Genomic DNA, 19,955 nt, shown 5'->3' with positions numbered 1-19,955 from the left:
CCGCGAGGATCTTCCTGCGGTCGCGGTGCAGCTTCCACCAGCTGACCGTGTGGCGAGCGGTGATCAGGCCGAGCTCCACCATGTCGGGGAGGCCCTCCTCTACTCGCCGCCCGCTCGCTCCCCGAACTCCACGAGCTTCGCGAACAGGTCCTCGATCAGCCAGCGGGTGTCGAACGCCTCGCAGACCCGGATCGTGTGCGGCCCTGCGTCGGGCAGGAGCTCGCCGCCCGCGGAGAACCGCGGTGCGCGGCGCTCCCGCCAGCGTCCGCCGGCGGGGTTCATCACGGCGCCGATGGCCGGGCTGTCGCCCAGCGACCGGAAGTCGAGCGGCCCGTACGGGATGGTCTCGTTGAACGCGATCAGCTGGTCCACGAGGTAGTCCCCGAGCGGGCTCGTGCCGCGCAGCCGGGTCCGCAGCTCGGCGTGCCCGACTCCGACTCCGGAGTACACGGGCATCGGGATCTGCCAGAGGGCGATGCCCGACTCGAGGACGCGGTTCGCGGCGTCGACGTCGTTGATCAGATTGAACTCGGGGCTGTAGGCGGGGATCTCGTCGTAGGGCGGGCCGCCGACCCAGACGACCACGATGTCGCGGGAGGCGATCGACGGCTCGAGCAGCAGGGCGGCGGCGACGTCGGTCAGCGGCCCGAGCACGGCGATCCACAGGCGGCCCTCGTCGCGCAGCGCCTCGGCCACGATCAGGCGGGCGCCGTCCGACGCCTCGGCGGGCAGGGCCGACTCGGCGCCGTCGACGACGGTCACCGTCGAACCCGCCAACTCCACGATGCGATCGATCTCGGCGCGTGACTCCGCCATGCTCCCCGGCCGGCCGAAGTGCGCGGCGACGAGGCCGCGGACGTCGAGGGTCTCGGTCAGCAGCGCCTGGACGATCGCGAACTGGTCGTCGGCCTCGTTCGCCGCGTCGGTGCTGACGATCAGGCGGTGCGGGGGAGGCGGGGTCATGCGGACTCGCGCTGCACGAGGGTCGTCGCGAGGATCGGCTGCCGGTCGACCGGGCGGCCCTGCACGACGGCGACGACGGTCTCGGCGGCGACGCGGCCCATGTCCTCCAGGGGCTGCCGGATGGTCGTGAGGGTCGGATCCGAGGTGGTCGCGATGACGACGTCGTCGAAGCCGATGACGGAGACGTCGGCGGGGACGCGGCGGCCGGACGCCTGCAGCACGCGGATCGCGCCGTTGGCCATCAGGTCGGAGGAGGCGAAGACGCCGTCGAGGTCGGGGTGGCGCTGCAGGAGGCGGGCCATCGCGGCCGATCCGCTCTCGAGGGTGAAGGCGCCGTGCACGATCGGGCTGGAGTCGAGGCCGAGCTCGGTCAGCTCGTCGCGCCAGCCGCGGATGCGGTCGCGGGCGGGCTCCATGTCGTGCGGGCCGGCGATGATGCCCAGGCGACGACGGCCGGAGTCGGCGAGCGCGCGGGCGGCGAGGCGGCCGCCTCCGTAGTTGTCGGAGTCGATGACGATCGCGTCCTCGGGCAGGGCGACCCGCGGGCGGCCGACCCAGGCGATCGGCACGGGGGAGTCGGCCAGCGCCTGGGCGAGGTGGGTGATCTCGTGCTGGAGGATCACGATCGCGCCGTCGACGGCCCGCGAGCGGAGGAAGCGGGGGATGCGGTCGCTGTCGTCGTGGTCGGCGGGCAGCAGCACGGGCTGCACCTCGCCGGCGTAGAGGCCCTTCGCGGCGCCCTTCAGCACCGAGGTGAAGAACGTCCCGGTGAGGCTGTCGAGCTCGTTGAAGGCGACGATCAGGGCGATGGCCCCGGCCCGCCCGCCGCGGAGCATCCGGGCGGCGCTGTTCGCCTCGTAGCCGAGGGACTTCGCGGCGCGCTCGACCGCGGCGGTCATCCGGACGTCGACATTGGTGCCGCCTGCGAGCACCCGGGCGGCGGTGGCGCGCGAGACGCCCGCGGCCTGGGCGACGTCCACCAGCGTGGGTCGAGTCATGCTGCTTCCTTCTGCGAGGGGAGGTTCCGGCTTCCGTGCCTCCCCGCGGAGCACGGTGGGGAGAGCGTCGAGGTGAAGACTCGCACGGGGCGGCGTGCGGCCGTCCGGAACTGCTCGATTTGCGAAACTTCCCTTTGATACTAGGCGGAGATCGTTATCTCGCGGAGACCGGTTCTCGCTTGCATCGTGCTCGCGGGCGGGTTAGGTTGGCCGCCAAGAGATCGTTCTCTGAGGCCCGCCCTCACCGAAACCCTGCGAATCCCCAACGAAGAGGAATTGTCGTGAAAAGAAGCCTGACGGCCGTAGCCGCCGCAGCAGCAGTAGTCGCGCTCACCCTGACCGGGTGCTCGTCCGGAGGGGGAGGAGGCGCCTCGGACGACCCGAACGCCGAAGCCACCTTCTGGTCCTTCACCGGCATCAACGCCAAGGACAGCGTCGACGAGTACCTCGCGAAGATGCCCGACGCGAAGATCAAGCTCTCCGAGGTCGGCAGCACGACCGAGACCGCCACCGCCCTCACCGCGGCCCTCGCCGGCGGCAAGGTGCCCGACCTGGTCATGATCCAGAACGACGACCTGCCCCAGTTCGTCGCCAACAGCTCGAACTTCCTCGACCTGCGCACCCTCGGCGGCGACGACGTCGCCTCCACCTACCTCCCGTGGGCCGCCTCCGCCGCGACCGCCGATGACGGCTCCGTCGTGGGCGTCCCGACCGACGTCGGCGGACTGGGCTTCGCCTACCGCGCCGACCTCTTCGAGCAGGCCGGCCTGCCGACCGAGCCCGACCAGGTCGCCGAGCTCTGGAAGGACTGGCCGTCCTTCATCGAGACCGGCAAGAAGTACACCGAGGCGACCGGCAAGCCGTTCGTCGACAACATCGAGACCAGCGTCTTCTTCTCGACCGTCAACCAGGTCTCGGAGAAGTACTACTCGCCCGACGGCGAGCTGGTCTACGACACCAACCCGCAGGTGAAGGACGCGTTCCAGGTCGCCGTGGACACCAAGGACGCCGGCATCAGCGCCGGCATCGCCGCCTGGTCCTCGGGCTGGGCCCCGGGCCGCGCGAACGGCGCCTTCGCCGTGACGATCGCCCCCTCGTGGATCCTCGCCGGCATCAAGACCGACGCCCCCGACACCGCCGGCAACTGGCGCGTCACCAGCGTCCCCGGCATCGGCGGCAACTGGGGCGGCAGCGTCATCGCCATCCCCGCCCGCGCCGAGCACCCCGAGGCCGCCTGGCAGTACATCAAGACGATGATGTCGGCCGAGGGCCAGACCGACCACTTCAAGGCCTCGGGCACGCTGCCCGCCGCCACCGAGGCGGTCGCCAGCGAAGAGGTCCAGTCGTACACCGACCCGTTCTTCGGCGACTCGAAGATCGGCGAGGTCATGGCCACCTCCGTCGAGCAGTTCCCGTCCTTCTACAACGGACCGGACACCACCCCGATCAACGGGGCGCTCCTCAACACCCTCGTCGAGCTGGAGGCCGGCAACGTGACCTCCGACAAGGCGTGGTCGACCGCACTCGACACGGCCAAGCAGGCCATCGGCGGCTGATCGCCCCACCCACCCGAGCGGCCCGGCGCCTCGTGCGCCGGGCCCCTCCCCCCTTTCTCGACGGAGGTACTCCCGTGTCAACGGTGACAGCAGCACCACCCCGCAAGCAGCGCAAGCAGCCCAGCGCGCCGGTCCAGAAGGCCGCGCGGATCCGCAACTCCCTCTCGGAGCGGATCGCCCCCTACGCGTACGTCGCGCCCTTCTTCATCATCTTCATCGTCTTCGGGCTCTTCCCGCTCCTGTTCACGTTCTACGTCTCGCTCTTCGACTGGAACCCGATCGGCGAGCAGACCTTCGTCGGCATCGCGAACTTCCAGCAGCTCTTCGCCGACTCCCGGTTCTGGAACGCGCTGGTCAACACCTTCGGCATCTTCATCATCTCGACGGTGCCCCAGCTGCTGTTCGCCCTCTTCCTCGCGCACCTGCTGAACCACGCCCGCCTCCGCTGGGCGAACTTCTTCCGCATGGCGCTGCTGGTGCCGTACATCACCTCCGTCGCGGCGACCGCGATCGTGTTCGCGCAGATCTTCGACAAGAACTTCGGCCTGATCAACTGGTTCCTCGGCATCTTCGGACTGCCGTCGATCAACTTCCTCGCCACGAACTACGGCTCCTGGATCGTCATCTCGACGATGGTCTTCTGGCGCTGGTTCGGCTACAACACGCTCCTCTACCTGGCGGGCCTGCAGTCGCTGCCCCGCGAGATGTTCGAGGCGGCCTCCGTCGACGGCGCGTCCAGCTGGCAGCAGTTCCGCCACCTGACCATCCCGGCGCTGCGCCCGATCATCGTCTTCACCGTGATCATGTCGACCATCGGCGGTCTGCAGATCTTCACGGAGGCGCTCCTGGTGGCTCCCGAATCGGGCCTCACCTGCGGCGCCGGCCGGCAGTGCCAGACGCTGGCGCTCTTCCTCTACGAGCAGGGCTTCGGCCAGTTCAAGTTCGGCTACGGATCCGCCATCGGCGTCGTGCTGTTCGTGATCGTGGTGCTCGTCTCCCTCCTCAACTTCTACCTCTCCACCCGCACCCGGAAGGAGGCCGTCTGATGTCGGATGTGATCGACCAGGCCGTCCCGCAGACGCTGGCCCCCACGGTCCAGAAGGCACAGCTGCCGAAGCGGCGCGGGAAGGGCGGCGGAGTCGGCTGGCCGACCTACGTCTTCCTCGTGATCGCGGTGCTCGTCTCGATCTTCCCGCTCTACTACATGTTCGTCGTCGCGTCGGTCGGAGCGACCGCCGTCACGTCGATCCCGCCGCGCCTGTACCCGGGCACGAACTTCATGGCGATCGCCGAGAAGGTGTTCGACACCGTCCCGTTCATCGCCTCGATGCTGAACAGCCTCATCGTGTCGCTGAGCATCGCCGTCATCTCGGCGATCCTCTGCGCGATGGCCGGCTTCGCCTTCGCGAAGCTGCAGTTCCCGGGTCGCAACGTGCTGTTCCTGATCGTGCTGCTGACGATGACGGTGCCGGCGCAGCTGAGCATCATCCCGCAGTACCTGATCGTCTCGGCGCTCGACTGGGTCGACACCCTCCAGGCGATCATCGTGCCGGGCCTGGCCAGCGCCTTCGGCATCTTCTGGATGAGGCAGCACATGTCCACGACGGTCAGCGACGAGCTGATCCAGGCGGCCCGCATCGACGGCGCCAACTCGTGGCAGCTGTTCTGGCGCATCGCCTTCCCGGTGGTCCGCCCCGCGGCGTTCGTCCTCGGACTGATCACGTTCACCGCGGTCTGGAACGACTTCATGTGGCCGTTCATCGTCCTCAAGTCGCCGGAGCTGTTCACGGTGCAGATCGCGCTGAAGCAGCTGCAGGCCAACCGCTCGATCGACGTCGCCCTGGCGATGGGCGGATCGTTCATGGCCACCCTCCCGCTGCTGATCGCGTTCTTCTTCGTCGGCCGCCGGATGGTGTCCGGGATCATGGACGGGGCGTTCAAGGGCTGATGCACGACGCTTCCCCAGCACTGCCCGGGACGGACGCCGTGCGTCCTCCCGGGCGGGACTGGCGGGACCGCGCTCTGCCTCCGGCCGAGCGCGCCCGCCTCCTGACCCAGGAACTCACCCTCGAGGAGAAGGCGGCGCAGCTCGGCTCCGTCTGGCTCACCGACTCCGCCGACGACTTCGCCCCGAAGCTCGAGGACGGGCCCGCCGCGGGCGACGACCTCTTCACCGGTGGCCTCGGCCAGCTGACCCGCGTGTTCGGCACCGAGCCGGTCACCGTCCCGGAGGGCGTCCGCCGGCTCCGCGAGCTGCAGGAGCGCGTGGTCGCCGGCAGCCGCCTCGGCATTCCGGCCATCGCGCACGAGGAGTGCCTCACCGGCCTGGCCGCGTACGGCGCGACCGCGTTCCCCACTCCGCTCGCCTGGGCGGCCACCTTCCACGAGGAGCTCGTGGGCGAGATGGCGGAGGCGATCGGCTCGGACATGCGCGCCCTCGGCATCCACCAGGGCCTCGCCCCGGTCGTCGACGTCGTGAAGGACTACCGCTGGGGCCGCGTCGAGGAGACCCTCGGCGAGGACCCGTACCTCGTCTCGCAGCTCGGCGCCGCCTACGTGGCGGGGCTGGAGGGGACCGGCGTCGTCGCGACACTGAAGCACTTCGCCGGGTACGCGGCCTCCCGCGGCGCCCGCAACCACGGACCCGTGAGCATGGGGCCGCGCGAGCTCGCCGACACGGTGCTGCCTCCGTTCGAGGCCGCCCTGCGGCACGGCGGAGCCCGCAGCGTGATGACGTCGTACACCGACATCGACGGCGTGCCCAGCAGCGCCAGCCGGCACCTGCTGACGACGCTGCTCCGCGATCGCTGGGGCTTCGACGGCACGGTCGTCGCCGACTACTGGGCGGTGCCGTTCCTCCAGGCCATGCACCACGTCGCGGTCGACGCGGCCGACGCGGGGCGCCTGGCGCTGCACGCCGGGGTCGACGTCGAGCTGCCGCAGACGGCGGCGTACGGCGAGCTGCCGCGCCTGATCCGCGAGGGTGTCGTCGACGAGGCCGACCTCGACCGCTCCGTCGCCAGGCACCTCCGCCACAAGTTCGAGGCGGGCCTGCTCGACGGCGGCCCGCTGGTGCCCGAGGGAGCCGAGGACGTCGACCTCGACAGCGCCCGCAACCGCGCGATCTCGTCGCGGATCGCGGAGGAGTCGGTCGTGCTGCTGCGCGACGAGGACGTCGCGGGGCTGCTGTCCTCCGGCTCGCTCGCCGTCGTGGGACCGGCCGCGGACCAGTTCCGCAGCCTGGTCGGCTGCTACGCGTTCCCCAACCACGTGCTCTCCAAGCACCCCGGCCACGACCTCGGGCTGTCGATCCCGACGGTGCTGACGGCGCTGCAGGAGGAGTTCGGAGCGTCGCGCGTGCGCTTCGCGGAGGGCGGCTCGATCACCTCCGCGTCGACCGACGGCGTGCAGGAGGCGGTGGACCTCGTCCGCGGCTCCGACGCGGCGGTCGTCGTGGTCGGCGACATCGCGGGGCTCTTCGGCGACGGCACCTCGGGCGAGGGCTGCGACGCGGCCGACCTCCGCCTCCCCGGAGCGCAGGAGCCGCTGGTGACGGCCGTGCTCGAGACCGGCGTGCCCACCGTGGTGGTCGTCCTCTCGGGCCGGCCCTACGCGCTCGGGGCGTTCGGAGCGGCGCGCGGACTCGTGCAGGCGTTCTTCCCGGGAGCGGACGGGGCGGCCGCGGTCGCCGGCGTGCTCTCGGGCCGCGTGGCTCCGACCGGGCGGCTGCCCGTGCAGATCCCGCGGCTCCCGTCCGCCTCGACCACGTACCTGCAGCCGTCGCTCGGGCTCTCGAACCCCGGGATCACGGCGCTGGACGCGACTCCGCTCTACCCGTTCGGCTACGGGCTGACCCGCGGCGCGGTGACGTACACGGAGCTGGCGACGGCGGCGGAGCTGCCGGTCGGCGGATCGCTCGACGTGGCGGTATCGCTCCGGAACGACGGCGCCGACACGGTCGAGGTGGTGCAGCTCTACGCGGGCTACCCGACCTCGGCGGTGGTGCGGCCGGTCGCGCAGCTCATCGGCTTCGCGCGCGTGCCGATCGCGGCGGGCGAGACGATGACGGTGCACTTCCACGTCGACGCGGCCCGGCTCGCGGTGACGGGGGAGGACGCCCGGCTCGCCGTGGACCCGGGGCCGCTGCGACTGACGGCCGGCGCCTCGGCGGCGGACGCGGCAGTGACGGCGGAGGTGTCGATCACGGGGGAGCGGCGGCTGCTCGCCGAGCGGGCGCTGCGGACCCCCTGGTCGGTGGCGCGAGGCTGAGCGGTCGGCGCCTCAGGGGGGAGGCGCCGGCCGCTCGCGGGGGGCGGGCCGGCGGTGCCGGCTCGCGAGTCCGCAGAAGTCGCGGTGCTCGAGCGCGAGACCTGCGACTTCTGCGGGGTCGGCGGCCGGGAGCGCGACGGCCGCGTAGCACCGGAGGCGCACAGCGCAAGGGGCCCGCGCGAGCCGGGGGCCCGGCCTAGCGTTTAAGGAGCGGCGCCGCCGGTGGCGGGCCGCGGAGAAGACCGATGCAGAGGAGAGTCATGCCCGCCCTGACCGACACGTTCACGCTGTCCAACGGAGTCGCCATCCCGAAGATCGGGTTCGGCACCTGGCAGATCCCCGACGGCCCCGAGGCCTACGACGCGACGACCGCCGCGCTCGAGGCGGGCTACCGACACATCGACACCGCCCGCGCCTACGGCAACGAGGCGAGCGTCGCCCGGGCCCTGCGCGACAGCGGCGTCCCGCGAGACGAGGTGTTCATCACCACCAAGCTCCCGGCCGAGGTGAAGGACTACGAGGGCGCGAAGGCGAGCTTCGAGACCACCATGGCGGCGCTCGAGCTCGACCACGTCGACCTGTACCTCATCCACGCCCCGTGGCCCTGGCAGGACATGGGCTCGGACCACCGCGAGGGCAACATCGCGGCGTGGAAGGCGATGGAGGAGATCCTCGAGGCCGGTCGCTCGCGCGCCATCGGCGTCTCGAACTTCCAGGTCGCCGATCTGGAGTCGCTGATCGCGGCGACCGACGTGGTGCCGCACGCCAACCAGATCCGCTGGTTCGTCGGCAACACCCAGGACGAGACGACCGCGTACTGCAAGGAGCACGGCATCCTCGTCGAGGGGTACTCGCCCCTCGCGACGGGCGGCCTGCTCGACAACTCCGACATCGGCGAGATCGCCGCGAAGTACGACAAGTCGGTGGCGCAGCTCTGCATCCGCTACCTGCTCGAGAAGGACGTGCTGCCGCTGCCGAAGTCGACGACGCCCTCGCGCATCGTCGAGAACGCCGACGTCGACTTCGAGATCTCGTCCGAGGACCTCGCGCACCTCGACTCGCTCGTCGACACGGAGTCCTGACCCGCGGGCGCCTGCTCCTGACGGTCCGGAGGCCGTCGCACTCGAGCTCGAGCGCGGCGGCCTCCTGCGTCTCGGCGCGTCCTGCGCCGCCTCCGCTCGCGAGTGCGCAGGAGTTGTCGCAGTGGGCGTCGAGTGCGACAAGTCCTGGCTTCTCGCCGGACTCCTCCGATCGCGGTTCCGCGAGTGTGCAGGAGTTGTCGCAGTCGGTCTCGAGTGCGACGACTAATGGAGTCTCGGGGTGCTCGGCGCAGGAGCGACGGGCGCCCGGCGTCCTGAGGCCGGTCGCGAATGCGCAGGAGTTGTCGCGGTCGGTCTCGAGTGCGACGACTCCTGGCTTCTCGCCGGGGCGAGCCGGGGCGAGGCGGGGCGGGCCGGGGCGGGCCGGGGCGGGCCCCGGCCCGCCCCGGCCGGCGGCCGCGCGTCAGGCCAGGCGCAGCAGGCGGCAGCCGTGCGGCTCGAGCTCGAGCTCGACGGCGCCGCCGACGATCGGCAGCTCGGCGCCGCTCCACACGTCGACGGCCGAGGCTGCGCCGGAGCAGCCCAGGTCGGTCAGGTGCGCGGAGTAGGACCGCGCCGACGAGCCCAGCCAGAACACTCCGCGCCACTGCTCGTCGCCGCGCCACGCCGACCACACCACCAGGTCGCCGTCGCGGACGATCTCGCGGCTGCCGTCGCTGCCGAGCAGCGCGAGGACGTCGCCGTTCGTCAGCAGCGCGAGCGTGTCGGCGGGCGTGTCCGGGAGGTGCCCGCCCATCATCAGCGGCGAGCGGAGCAGGCACCACAGCGTCACGAGCGTCCGCTGCTCCGCGGGCGTGAACCGCGAGAGCCGGTCCTCGCCCACGTGCGCGCGCACGCCGATCCGCCCCAGCGGCAGCATGTCGGCGTCGGCCCAGGCGCCGGGACGCTGGTGCGGAGCCCAGCGCGCGGCCCGCTGGAACTGCTCGTGCAGGTGGGCCCAGTCGTCCCAGAAGTCATCCGAGATCCGCCACATCTGCGCGGTCGACCGCAGCAGCTCGAGGTTCTCGAGCGAGAGCTGCTTGCCGGGGGAGAGGCTCAGCACCATCGGACGGCCGGTCGCGTCGATCGCGCGGGAGAGTGCGGCGATCTCCTCCGCCTGGATCGGCGGGTAGAGCACGTCGTCGAGCTTCACGAAGTCGACGCCCCACGAGGCCAGCTGCGCCATCACGGAGTCGTAGTACTGCTGCGCGCCGGGCGCGCTCATGTCGACGCCGTAGTTGTCCGGGTTCCACGGGCAGACGTTCCCGCGGTCGGCGATGTCGGCGCAGGTCGCCTCCGCCCCGAGCACCGGCAGGCCGAGCTCGGCCGCTCGGCGGGGGACGCCGCGCATCAGGTGCACCCCGAAGCGGAGGCCGAGGGCGTGCACGCGCGCGGCCAGCGCCGTGAACCCGCCCGTCGCCGCGGAGGGGAAGCGTCCGACGGCGGGCTGCGGGCGGCCCCAGTCGTCGAGCACCGGCTCCGACACCTCCTGGTAGTCGCTCGTGCCGGGATCGGGCTCGTACCACTGGATGTCGACGACGACCGTGTCCCAGCCGTGCGGCAGGAGGTGCTCGGCGAGGTACTCGGCGTTCGCGAGCACCTCCTCCTCCGTCACCGAGGCGCCGAAGCAGTCCCAGCTGTTCCAGCCCATCGGCGGGCGGCGGGCGGCCTCCGTGCGCGCGGCGATCACGAGAGCTCCAGCGTCACGGTCGCGAAGGAGTGCGGGGGCAGCGTGACGCGCAGTCCTGTCGCCGTGGTCTCGATGCCCTCGAGGGCGACGGGGCTCACCTCGTCGGCGGCGCCGGGCCGGTTGTGCGCGTCGGGGCGGTCGGCCGTCAGGAGGCGGCCGGTCGCGCCGGTCACGGTCCCGCCGCGGAAGTCGAGGGAGACCTCGAGCGGCTCCTCCAGGTCGACGTTGGTCAGCGAGACCAGGACGCGGCCGTCCTTCGTGGAGGCGGAGGCGGAGGCGACGGGTATCTCGCGGCCGTCGACCGCGTGCGTCGGGCCGGCGACCGTGGTCGGCAGCACCGTCGCGTCGTGGTGCCCCTTGTTCATCTCGAACACGTGGTAGGTCGGCGTGCGGACCATCTCGCCGCCGTCCGGGTCGGTCAGCAGCATCGCCTGCAGCACGTTCACCGTCTGCGCGATGTTCGCCATCGTCAGGCGGTCGGCGAAGCCGTGGAAGACGTCGAAGTGCCAGGCCGCGACCATCGCGTCGCGGATCGTGTTCTGCTGGAAGAGGAAGCCAGGGTGGGTCCCCGGCTCCACGTCCCACCAGGTGCCCCACTCGTCGAGCACCATCCCGTACTTCTTCTCGGGGTCGTGGACGTCCATCACCGCGGCGTGCGAGCGGAGCAGCTCCTCGATCCCCTGCGCGGCCACGATCGTGCTCCAGTAGGTGTCGGCGTCGAAGTCGGTCGCGCTGCCCTTCGCGTGCCAGCTGCCGCCGATCGTGTAGTAGTGCACCGAGACCGACTCCCACGGCACGGAGGAGAAGGGGTGTCCCTCGATCTCGGGGATCACCTCCATCAGCGTCTGCGTCCAGTGGGTGTCGGCGCCGTCGGCTCCGGCCGCCACGCGGTAGAGCGGAGTGTCGTTGCCGCTCTGCACGAAGGTCCCGAACTGCCGCGCCAGGTCGGCGTAGGCGCCGGCGCGCATGTTGCCGCCGCAGCCCCAGGTCTCGTTGCCGAGCCCCCAGAAGCGGACGGTCCACGGCTCCTCCCGGCCGTGGGAGCGGCGCAGGTCGGCCATCGGCGACTTGCCCGCGCCGGTGAGGTACTCGGCCCAGTCCGCCATCTCCTGCACGGTGCCGGAGCCGATGTTGCCCGAGATGTAGGCGTCGGCGCCGAGCAGCTCGCAGAGCGCCATGAACTCGTGGGTGCCGAAGGAGTTGTCCTCCGCGACTCCGCCCCACTGGGTGTTGATCAGGCCGGGGCGCTCCTCGCGCGGGCCGATGCCGTTGGTCCAGTGGTAGCGGTCGGCGAAGCAGCCGCCGGGCCAGCGGAGGTTGGGGATGTCGAGGGCGCGGAGGGCCTCGACGACGTCCAGGCGGATCCCGCCCTCGTTCGGGACGGGCGAGTCCTCGCCGACCCAGAAGCCGTCGTAGATGCACCGGCCGAGGTGCTCGGCGAAGTGGCCGTAGAGGTGGCGGCTGATGGTGGCGCCGGGGCGGTCGAGGTCGACGGTGACGGTGCTGTTCACGGGGTGCTCCAGGGTGGTGGCGGACGAATCGGCGGCGGCGGTTCCGGCGGCGGCGGTGTCGAGGACGCCGGGGTCGGCGGCGGTGCTCACGCGGTCTCGCGGACGAGCCGCAGGACGATCGCGCGGTCGGCGTGGAAGGTCGGCAGGTCCAGGCCCGCCTCGCCCAGCAGGCTCCCCGAGTAGGCGGGGGCCGGGGCGTCGGAGTCCAGCGGCACCGTCGACTCCAGCCAGTGCGGGCTCTGCCAGGGCGGGCCGAGCGAGCCGGGGCGCGCGGTCTCGATCCGGTAGCGCGCCCGCGGATCCAGGCCCGGGAGGCGGACGCGGCGGCGCGAGTCCGCGGTCAGCGCAGGCGTGACCAGCGTGTACAGCGCCTCCGAGCCGTCCGGCGCGACGACGCCGCGCAGCGACGGCGCGTCGGGGTCGGAGTCGTCGCCCCCGACGACCCGGCCGGTCGCGATCAGGCTGCGGTGCTCGCGGTACGCCGCGATCCAGCCCGCCAGCACGGGCTCCTCCTCCGCGTCCAGCTCGCGGAGGTCCCACTCGATCCCGAAGTGGCCGAGGAAGGCGATCGCGCAGCGGGTGTGCAGGTCGCTGGTGCGACCGGTGACGGAGTTGACCGGCGAGGCGACGTGCGATCCGAGCATCTCCGGCGGCACGAGCAGCCCGGTCCAGCGCAGCATCCGCGAGCGGTCCAGCGGGTCCTGGTTGTCGGAGGTGTGCACGCGGTCGGTGCGCTCGAGGATCCCCAGGTCGACCCGGCCGCCGCCGGAGGCGCAGCTCTCGATCTCGAGCTCCGGGTGCCGGGCGCGCAGCTCGTCGATCAGCCGGTACAGCGCGAGCGTCTGCTCGTGCACCGCGGCCGTCCCGGTGGCGGGGTGGCCCGCGTCGATCAGGTCGCGGTTGTGGTCCCACTTGAGGTAGGCGACGCCGAGGTCGGCGACCAGGCCGTCGAGCACGCCGAGGATGTGCGCGAACGCGTCGGGGTTCGTCAGGTCGAGCACCTGCTGGAAGCGGAACCGCGGCGGCAGCTCCTCGCGGGCCCGCAGGATCCAGTCGGGGTGCGCGCGGGCGAGGTCGGAGTCCTCGTTGATCATCTCGGGCTCGACCCAGAGGCCGAACTCCATGCCCAGGCCGCGGACGTGCTCGGCGAGGGGGAGGAGGCCGTCGGGCCAGGCGACGGGGTCGGGCGTCCAGTCGCCGAGGCCGGCGCGGTCGTCGCTGCGGCCGAGGAACCAGCCGTCGTCGAGCACGTAGCGCTCGACCCCGAGGGCGGCGGCGCGGTCGGCCAGCTCGGCGAGGACGGCGAGGTCCTGGTCGAAGTAGACCGCCTCCCAGACGTTGAGCGTCACCGGGCGCGGCCGGCGCGAGGAGCGGGAGACCCCGCGGAGGTGGGCGTGGAAGCGCGCGGCCGCGGCGTCGAGGCCGTGGCCGAAGCTGCCGGAGATCCAGGGGGAGGAGTAGCTCTCGCCGCTCGCGAGGCGCACCTCGCCGGGCAGGAGCAGCTCGCCGCCCCGGAAGGCGAGCCAGCCGTCGCCGCGCTCCACCGCGTGCTCGTGGTTGCCGCCGATGCCGACGTGGCAGAGCCAGACCCGCCCGTCGGCGGAGTCGAAGCCGGGGGTGCCGACCGCGACGACCGTCGTCGCGTCCAGGCCGGTGCGGCCGCGCCGCGAGGAGCGGGAGTGGGTGCCGGTGACGACGGGGTGGCGCTGGGGGATCTTCTCGGTGCCCCAGCGGCCGGAGAAGTCCAGGATCTCGCGGGCCTCGGTCGGGATCCGGAGGGCGGGGTCGACGCCGATCACCTCGAGGTGCCCGGCGCCGTCGTTGCGGACCGAGACGCGGGTCCTGAGCAGTCCGGCAGGGGAGAGAACGATCTCTAGGACGACTCCGATCCGGGCCTGCGCGTCGTGCGCCTCGACGGTCACGGCGGCGCTGCCGGCCTGCGCGACCGCGCCCTCCGCGAGGGTCTCCCCGTCCACCGAGACGGTGTCCACGGTCAGCCTCGGCGACCAGCCGGCGCCCTCCCTGTGCACCCGGAGACCTGGCAGGCCGGCCCAGCCGAAGGTGTGCTCGGGCAGGATCCCGGGCTCGTAGGGGACGTCGGAGGAGCCCTCGATCCCCGTCCGCACGGGAGTTCTTGCGAAAGCTGCGAGATCGTCGTCGCTCGCGTCGAGTCGCGGACCCCAGTGCAGCAGCACGGGCAGGTCGCCTCCCGACTGAGTGAGGAGGGCGGACACGTCATCGGCGACGAGATGGATCACTCTCGGGGATTGCATGTCCCCATTCCTATCGTCGATCCTGGTCTGAGTACAGCGAGAGATCGATCTCGACCCTCGGTCGGATGGACCACCGCGCGGATCGACCCGCGCCGATCGACCACCGCTCGCACCGCTCATCCCCACCACCCACCGCCTCGACGAGGAGCACCCATGCCGCTGACCCACCCGGCCCCGCACGAGACCCGCCTGGAGCGCGGGGTGCTCGACGCGCGGCGGCGGCTCAACCGCGACTACCTCCTCTCGCTCACCGACGAGGGGCTGCTGCAGAACTTCCTGATCGAGGCCGGGATCGGCGACCAGGGCTGGCACCTGCACCCCTCGCAGGACTCGCGCGAGGCCCGCGGCCTCGACCGGCACTGGGGCTGGGAGACGCCGGGCTCGCAGCTGCGCGGGCACTTCCTCGGCCACTGGCTCTCCGCAGCGGCCCGCGAGGTCGCGGTCACCGGCGACCCGCTGCTGCGCGTCCGGATCGACTCCGTGCTCGACGGACTCGAGCGCTGCCAGGAGGAGAACGGCGGCGGCTGGATCTGGGCGATCCCGCGCGGCTACCTCGACCGCCTCGCGACCGGCCGCCCCATCTGGGCGCCGCAGTACGCGATGCACAAGCTGCTGATGGGCCTCGTCGACCTGCACCTCGACCTCGGCGACGAGCGGGCGCTGCGGATGGCGCGGGCCGCCACGGTCCCGCTGCTGGAGTGGGTCCGCGGATTCGACGACGCCGCGTTCCAGGAGATCCTCGAGGTCGAGACCGGCGGCATGCTCGAGGTCTGGGCCGACCTCCTCGCGATCACCGGGGACCCCGTCTACACCGAGCTGCTCGGCCGCTACGACCGCCGCTCCCTCTTCGAGGGCCTGCTCGAGGGCCGCGACGTGCTGACCAACATGCACGCCAACACCACGATCCCCGAGGTCCTCGGCGCCGCCCGCGCCTACGAGGTCACCGGCGACGAGCGCTGGCGGAGGATCGTCGAGGCCTACTGGGAGCAGGCGGTCACCCTCCGCGGCACCTTCTGCACGGGCGGTCAGACCTCCGGCGAGATCTGGACGCCGCCCTTCGCGTTCGCCGCTCGCCGCGGCGAGAAGACGCAGGAGCACTGCGTCGTCTACAACATGATCCGGCTGGCCGACGTGCTGCTGCGCTGGACCGGCGACCTCGCCTACGCCGACTACATCGAGCGGAACCTCTGGAACGGCCTCCTCGCCCAGCAGAACCCGCGGACCGGGATGGTCGCCTACTTCCTGCCGCTCGAGGGCGGCGCCCGCAAGGACTGGGGCAGCCCGACCGAGGACTTCTGGTGCTGCCACGGCACGCTGGTGCAGGCGCACACGCGCCACTCCGGGCTCGTCTTCTACCGCGGCGGCGACGCCGAGCTGACGATCGCGCAGCACGTCGACGCGAGCCTGCGCCTGCCGACCGCCGCCGGCGACGCGGCGGTGCGGGTCGAGGTGCTCGACACCGCCGGCTACGTCGGCCCGGACGCCAACGCGGGTGCCGCAGGCGACGTGCACCGCCCCACCGCCTCGCGGATCCGGGTCGAGATCGTCTCGGAGGAGGGGGTCGCGCTGCACGTGCGGCTGCGGGTGCCGGAGTGGACCGTCGGCGAGCCGGGGGTCGCGGGCGACGCCGAGCGCGTCCGGGCGGGCGACGGCGCGCTCCTGATCGAGCACCCCGGCGGCCGCACGAGCGTCGACCTCGCCTTCGGCACCGAGATCCGCGCCGTGCCGATCCCGGACGAGCCGGGCACGGTCGCCTTCGTCGAGGGCCCGATCGTGCTGGCCGGCCTCGTCGACCGCGAGATCGCGCTGCGGGGGCGCCTCGAGGACGCCCCCGCCCTGCTCGCCCCCGACAACGAGCGGCAGTGGACCCAGTGGCTGCGCGGCTACCGCGCCGTCGGCCAGCCCGCCGCCGTCCGCTTCCGGCCTCTGCACGAGGTCGTCGACGAACCCTTCTCGCTCTACTTCCCGGTCTCGGCCGGGAGCTGATGGACAGGATCCCCTCCGTGACCTGCGCTCCGCGCTCATGACCGCCTCCACCGCCTCCCCCGCCGTCCAAGCGATGCCCCGCGGCCGCCTCCTGCTGCCGATCTTCGCGATGCTCGTCGGCTTCGGGCCGCTCACCATCGACCTGGTGCTGCCGTTCCTGCCGACGCTGCAGGACGATCTCGGCGTCTCGGTGGCGACCGCCCAGCTGGTCGTCACCGGCGCCACCTTCGGCTTCGCGGCCGGCCAGCTCATCTCAGGACCGCTCAGCGACGCGGTCGGCCGCAAGTGGCCGCTCGGCGTCTCGGCGGCGCTGCACATCGCGGCGAGCCTCGTCGCGGCGATGACCTCCGACACCGCCGTGCTGCTCTCGGCCCGCTTCGTCCAGGGCGCCGCCTGCACCGCTGCGGGCGTCGTCGTCACCGCCATCGTCCGCGACCTCTACAGCGGCAAGCGGCTCGTCACGATGCTCGCGAACCTCGCCGTGATCGTCTCGGTCTTCCCGATCCTGGTGCCCTCCGTCGGCGCGCAGCTGACCAAGGTGATCGACTGGCGCGGCTCCTTCCTCGCGGTCGCCGCCTGGGGAGCGCTCGCGACCGTGATCGCGCTCCTGGTGCTGCCCGAGACGCTGCCCCGCGAGCGGCGGCACCAGGGCGGGCTCGGCCCGTCGCTGCGCAACTCCTTCGGGATGCTCCGCCGGCCGCGCGTGCTGGCGCTCGCCGCCGCCTCGGCCGCGGGCTGGTCGGTCGGCTTCGCGTATCTCGCGACCGCTCCCTTCCTCTACACGAACGTCTACGCGGTCGGGCCCGACCTGTACGGGCTGCTGTTCCTGGTCACCTCGCTCGTGACGATCGCGGTCGGGCAGACGACGGGACGGGTGATCGTGCCCCGGTTCGGACCCCGGTTCGCGATGTCCGCCTCGGCGATCGTCACGGCGCTCGGCGCCGTCGTGGTCGCGGTGCTCGCGCTCACCGGCACGCCGCCGCTGCTCGTCGTCGTCGGCGCGCTGACGTTCGCGCTGGCCGGCCGCTCGCTCGGCTTCGCCCCGGTGCAGTACCTCTCGCTGCAGGGCCCGTCGAGCGAGGCGGGCAGCGTCACGGCGATCCTCGGCACGGTCAGCTTCACAGCGGCCGGACTGGTGATGCCGGTGATGGGCGCGTGGGCCGAGATCTCGCTGATCCCGTTCGCGATCCTGCTGCTGCTCGCGGGGCTGGTCGAGGGCGGCGTGGCGCTGCTGTTCCGGCCGGGCTCGCGGCGCTTCGATCCGGGGGCGCAGCGGCTCGAGGACGAGCCGGCGGAGGCCGCCCGATCGGCCGGCCCCCGCGAGCACGACGAGAAGAGCTGAGATGACCCTCCGGGAAGGAACCACTGTGGAACTGCGCTCCGGCGACTACACCCTCCGCCTCGAGGCGGGCGGCCTCGAGGTGCTCGCGGGCGAGCGCGTCCTCTACGCGAACGACCGGCCGCTGCGCGTCACGGTCAAGACCGTCGCCGCGATCAGCGAGTACTCCGGAGCGCCCTACGACGACGTCTCGCTGTCGGAGGGGGCGATCACCGCGAGCGGGACGATCACCGTCCGCTCCGGGTCGGCCTTCGCCGTCACCGACGTCTGGCGCGTCGCGGGCGACGGCTTCTCCGTGCACCGTGACGTCGAGGTGCTGGCGGCCGGCGGCGACCTCGGCTTCTCCACCGCCGTCTCGCTCGGGCTGACCGGGTCCGACGACCTCCGCGACTACGAGTGCTTCGCCCCCGGCGCCTGGTACCGCGACAACGCCTTCGGGCCCGCCGACGCGATGGGCCGCGACCCCGGCAGCGAGTACTTCTGGCGCACCGAGACGCACTACGCGCTGCCGCTGTTCGCCGCGCAGAGCCTCGCGACCGGCGAGACCGTGGCGCTCTCGCGCTGGGCGGCCGACGCGACGCTGCCGCGCCTGGACGTGGTCCGCTCGGAGAACTTCACCGACCCGGAGTGCACCGTCGGCTCGATCGGCCTGAGCCGCCCGCAGGGCACGACGCTGAACTACCTCTACTACGGCTTCGGCGTGCGGACCCCGCTCGACGTGCCGCCCGTGGGCCTGTCGATCGACTACGTCCACCCGGGCGCCGACGGCGAGCGCCCGATCGACAACCCCTACTCCGGCCTCGACTACGACGCCGCCCCGAAGGCCCTGCAGCGGGTGAACCACCCGGTCGAGGTCGGCTTCCGCCAGCGCTACGCCGTCGCGGTCGACCTCGGCCGGTACGACGACTTCGCGACGATGATGCGCGCCACCTGGCGCAGCACCTACGCCCGGCTCCGCGACGACCTGTTCGAGGTCGACAACGAGCGGCACTTCCACCACGGCATGGCGATCCTCCAGCGCCTCACCCGCCGCTACGGCGACTCCTGGGGCCTGCCGTTCGCCTGCCAGCTGCCGGACCTCGACGTCTCGAGCGTCTCCTTCCAGTTCGGCTTCGTCGGGCAGCAGCCCGGCATCGGCTACCAGCTGCTGCGCTACGGCGACCGCGAGGGCGTGCCGGAGGCGTTCGAGCAGGGCGTCGGCATCGTCGACTTCTGGGCGCGGACCGCGCTGCCCGAGTCGGGCCCGCCGCGGATGTGCTTCAACCCCTCGCTCGGCGGCTTCGAGCCGTACCCGCACTACCTGCGGATGCTCGCCGACGGCGTCGAGGCGATCCTCGACGCCTACCTGCACCTGCGCGACCTCGGCGACGAGCGCCCGCTCTGGCTCGAGTTCTGCCGGCGGACCGCCGACTGGCTGCTCGAGGTGCAGGACGCCGACGGCAGCTTCCACCGCGCCTACAACGCCGATGGCTCGGTGCGGATGGACTCGCGCTCGAACACCCCGAGCGTGATCCGCTTCCTCGTGCAGCTGCACCTCGTGACGGGGGAGGGGCGCTACCGCGCGTCCGCGGTGCGCGCCGGCGAGTGGTCGTTCGCGAACATCCACCGGACCCTGGAGTACCGCGGCGGCACCTGCGACAACGCCGACATCCAGGACAAGGAGGCGGGCATCTACGGGCTGTTCGGCTTCCTCGCGCTGTACGACCTGACGGAGGAGCCGCGCTGGCTGGAGGGCGCCGTCCGCGCCGCCGACTACACGGAGACCTGGACGTACGCGTGGTCCTTCCCGGTCCGCGCGCCCTGGGCGCATCCCTTCAACCGGTACTCGATCAGCGGACAGAGCATCATCACCCTCGGCGGCGGCGCCGACGTCTACATGGCGGCCTGCTCGTACAGCTACTACCGACTGCACCTGATCACGGGCGACGAGCACTACCTCGATTTCGCCGAGTTCCTGCACCGCAACACCCGCCAGTCGACCGACGTCGACGGCAGCATCGGCTACGCGATGCCCGGCCTCGGCCACGAGAGCGGCGACTTCGCGACCCAGACCCTGCGCAGCCACCACCACTGGCTGCCCTGGTGCACCTTCGTCGAGGTCGACCCGGCCTCGCGCCTGCGCGACACCTTCGGCGTCTACGAGATCGCCGATGCGCAGCGCCTGCCCGCCGCCGAGCGGGCGGCCCGCAACCGCGTCTACGACCGCTACGGGCACTCGCGGAGCTGACCCCACCCACCGCATCCGGCTCGCGTCTCGTTCCCGCGTCGACGCAGCCGCACGGCGGGTCCGG

13 protein-coding genes are annotated in these 19,955 nt (G+C 72.3%); 8 read left to right on the top strand and 5 right to left on the bottom strand.

Annotation, left to right across the window (positions count from 1 at the left end; all coding sequences use genetic code 11):
- Positions 1 to 99: 99 nt before the first annotated feature.
- Together GTU71_RS10115 and GTU71_RS10110 are read right to left on the bottom strand one after the other, a co-directional pair.
- On the bottom strand, positions 100 to 963 hold the full coding sequence (locus tag GTU71_RS10115) for a nucleoside hydrolase (RefSeq protein WP_159939856.1): 864 nt from the start codon (positions 961 to 963) through the stop codon (positions 100 to 102).
- Entirely contained in the window at positions 960 to 1,961 is a 1,002-nt protein-coding gene (locus tag GTU71_RS10110; RefSeq protein WP_104224675.1) for a LacI family DNA-binding transcriptional regulator, read from the bottom strand. Before GTU71_RS10110 ends, GTU71_RS10115 begins: the two co-directional genes overlap by 4 nt.
- Positions 1,962 to 2,242: 281 nt before the next feature.
- On the opposite strand from GTU71_RS10110, the gene GTU71_RS10105 reads away from it, so the two are divergent.
- From GTU71_RS10105 to GTU71_RS10085, 5 genes are all read left to right on the top strand, one after another.
- Positions 2,243 to 3,517 carry an extracellular solute-binding protein gene (locus GTU71_RS10105; RefSeq protein WP_104226495.1) on the top strand — a complete coding sequence of 425 codons (1,275 nt, stop codon included), beginning with the start codon at positions 2,243 to 2,245 and terminating at the stop codon, positions 3,515 to 3,517.
- A gap of 83 nt (positions 3,518 to 3,600) precedes the next feature.
- Positions 3,601 to 4,563: a sugar ABC transporter permease gene (locus GTU71_RS10100; RefSeq protein WP_104224677.1), complete on the top strand. Its 963-nt coding sequence runs from the start codon at positions 3,601 to 3,603 to the stop codon at positions 4,561 to 4,563.
- Positions 4,563 to 5,465 carry a carbohydrate ABC transporter permease gene (locus GTU71_RS10095; protein ID WP_104224678.1) on the top strand — a complete coding sequence of 301 codons (903 nt, stop codon included), beginning with the start codon at positions 4,563 to 4,565 and terminating at the stop codon, positions 5,463 to 5,465. The genes GTU71_RS10100 and GTU71_RS10095 overlap by 1 nt, the downstream gene beginning before the upstream one ends.
- Positions 5,465 to 7,786, top strand: a complete 2,322-nt coding sequence (locus tag GTU71_RS10090) for a glycoside hydrolase family 3 N-terminal domain-containing protein (RefSeq protein ID WP_159939854.1) — start codon at positions 5,465 to 5,467, stop codon at positions 7,784 to 7,786. The genes GTU71_RS10095 and GTU71_RS10090 overlap by 1 nt, the downstream gene beginning before the upstream one ends.
- 260 nt (positions 7,787 to 8,046) lie before the next feature.
- The gene (locus GTU71_RS10085) at positions 8,047 to 8,868 is read left to right on the top strand and encodes an aldo/keto reductase (RefSeq protein WP_104226493.1); all 822 of its coding nucleotides are present in this window, start codon (positions 8,047 to 8,049) and stop codon (positions 8,866 to 8,868) included.
- 421 nt (positions 8,869 to 9,289) lie between these two features.
- On the opposite strand, the gene GTU71_RS10080 is transcribed toward GTU71_RS10085, so the two are convergent.
- The 3 genes from GTU71_RS10080 to GTU71_RS10070 are packed head-to-tail and all read right to left on the bottom strand — an operon-like array spanning position 9,290 to position 14,339.
- A complete protein-coding gene (locus GTU71_RS10080) occupies positions 9,290 to 10,555 on the bottom strand; it encodes a glycoside hydrolase family 27 protein (RefSeq protein WP_244230524.1) in 1,266 nt (421 codons plus the stop codon).
- Positions 10,552 to 12,156 (bottom strand): alpha-L-arabinofuranosidase C-terminal domain-containing protein, encoded by a 1,605-nt coding sequence (locus GTU71_RS10075; protein WP_308471033.1) that lies wholly within the window; start codon positions 12,154 to 12,156, stop codon positions 10,552 to 10,554. The genes GTU71_RS10080 and GTU71_RS10075 overlap by 4 nt, the downstream gene beginning before the upstream one ends.
- Positions 12,153 to 14,339 carry an alpha-galactosidase gene (locus GTU71_RS10070; RefSeq protein WP_159939852.1) on the bottom strand — a complete coding sequence of 729 codons (2,187 nt, stop codon included), beginning with the start codon at positions 14,337 to 14,339 and terminating at the stop codon, positions 12,153 to 12,155. The genes GTU71_RS10075 and GTU71_RS10070 overlap by 4 nt, the downstream gene beginning before the upstream one ends.
- A 153-nt stretch (positions 14,340 to 14,492) precedes the next feature.
- On the opposite strand from GTU71_RS10070, the gene GTU71_RS10065 reads away from it, so the two are divergent.
- The 3 genes from GTU71_RS10065 to GTU71_RS10055 are packed head-to-tail and all read left to right on the top strand — an operon-like array spanning position 14,493 to position 19,891.
- Positions 14,493 to 16,325: a beta-L-arabinofuranosidase domain-containing protein gene (locus GTU71_RS10065; protein WP_159939850.1), complete on the top strand. Its 1,833-nt coding sequence runs from the start codon at positions 14,493 to 14,495 to the stop codon at positions 16,323 to 16,325.
- Positions 16,326 to 16,362: 37 nt separating this feature from the next.
- Complete coding sequence (locus GTU71_RS10060) at positions 16,363 to 17,667, top strand: multidrug effflux MFS transporter (protein WP_159939848.1); 1,305 nt, start codon at positions 16,363 to 16,365, stop codon at positions 17,665 to 17,667.
- A 1-nt stretch (position 17,668) separates the two neighbouring features.
- Complete coding sequence (locus GTU71_RS10055) at positions 17,669 to 19,891, top strand: hypothetical protein (protein WP_208543570.1); 2,223 nt, start codon at positions 17,669 to 17,671, stop codon at positions 19,889 to 19,891.
- Positions 19,892 to 19,955: the final 64 nt, after the last annotated feature.

The sequence above is a fragment of the Rathayibacter sp. VKM Ac-2762 genome (genome assembly GCF_009866585.1).
Classification (GTDB): domain Bacteria; phylum Actinomycetota; class Actinomycetes; order Actinomycetales; family Microbacteriaceae; genus Rathayibacter.
This window is presented reverse-complemented; position numbering and strand designations above follow the sequence as displayed.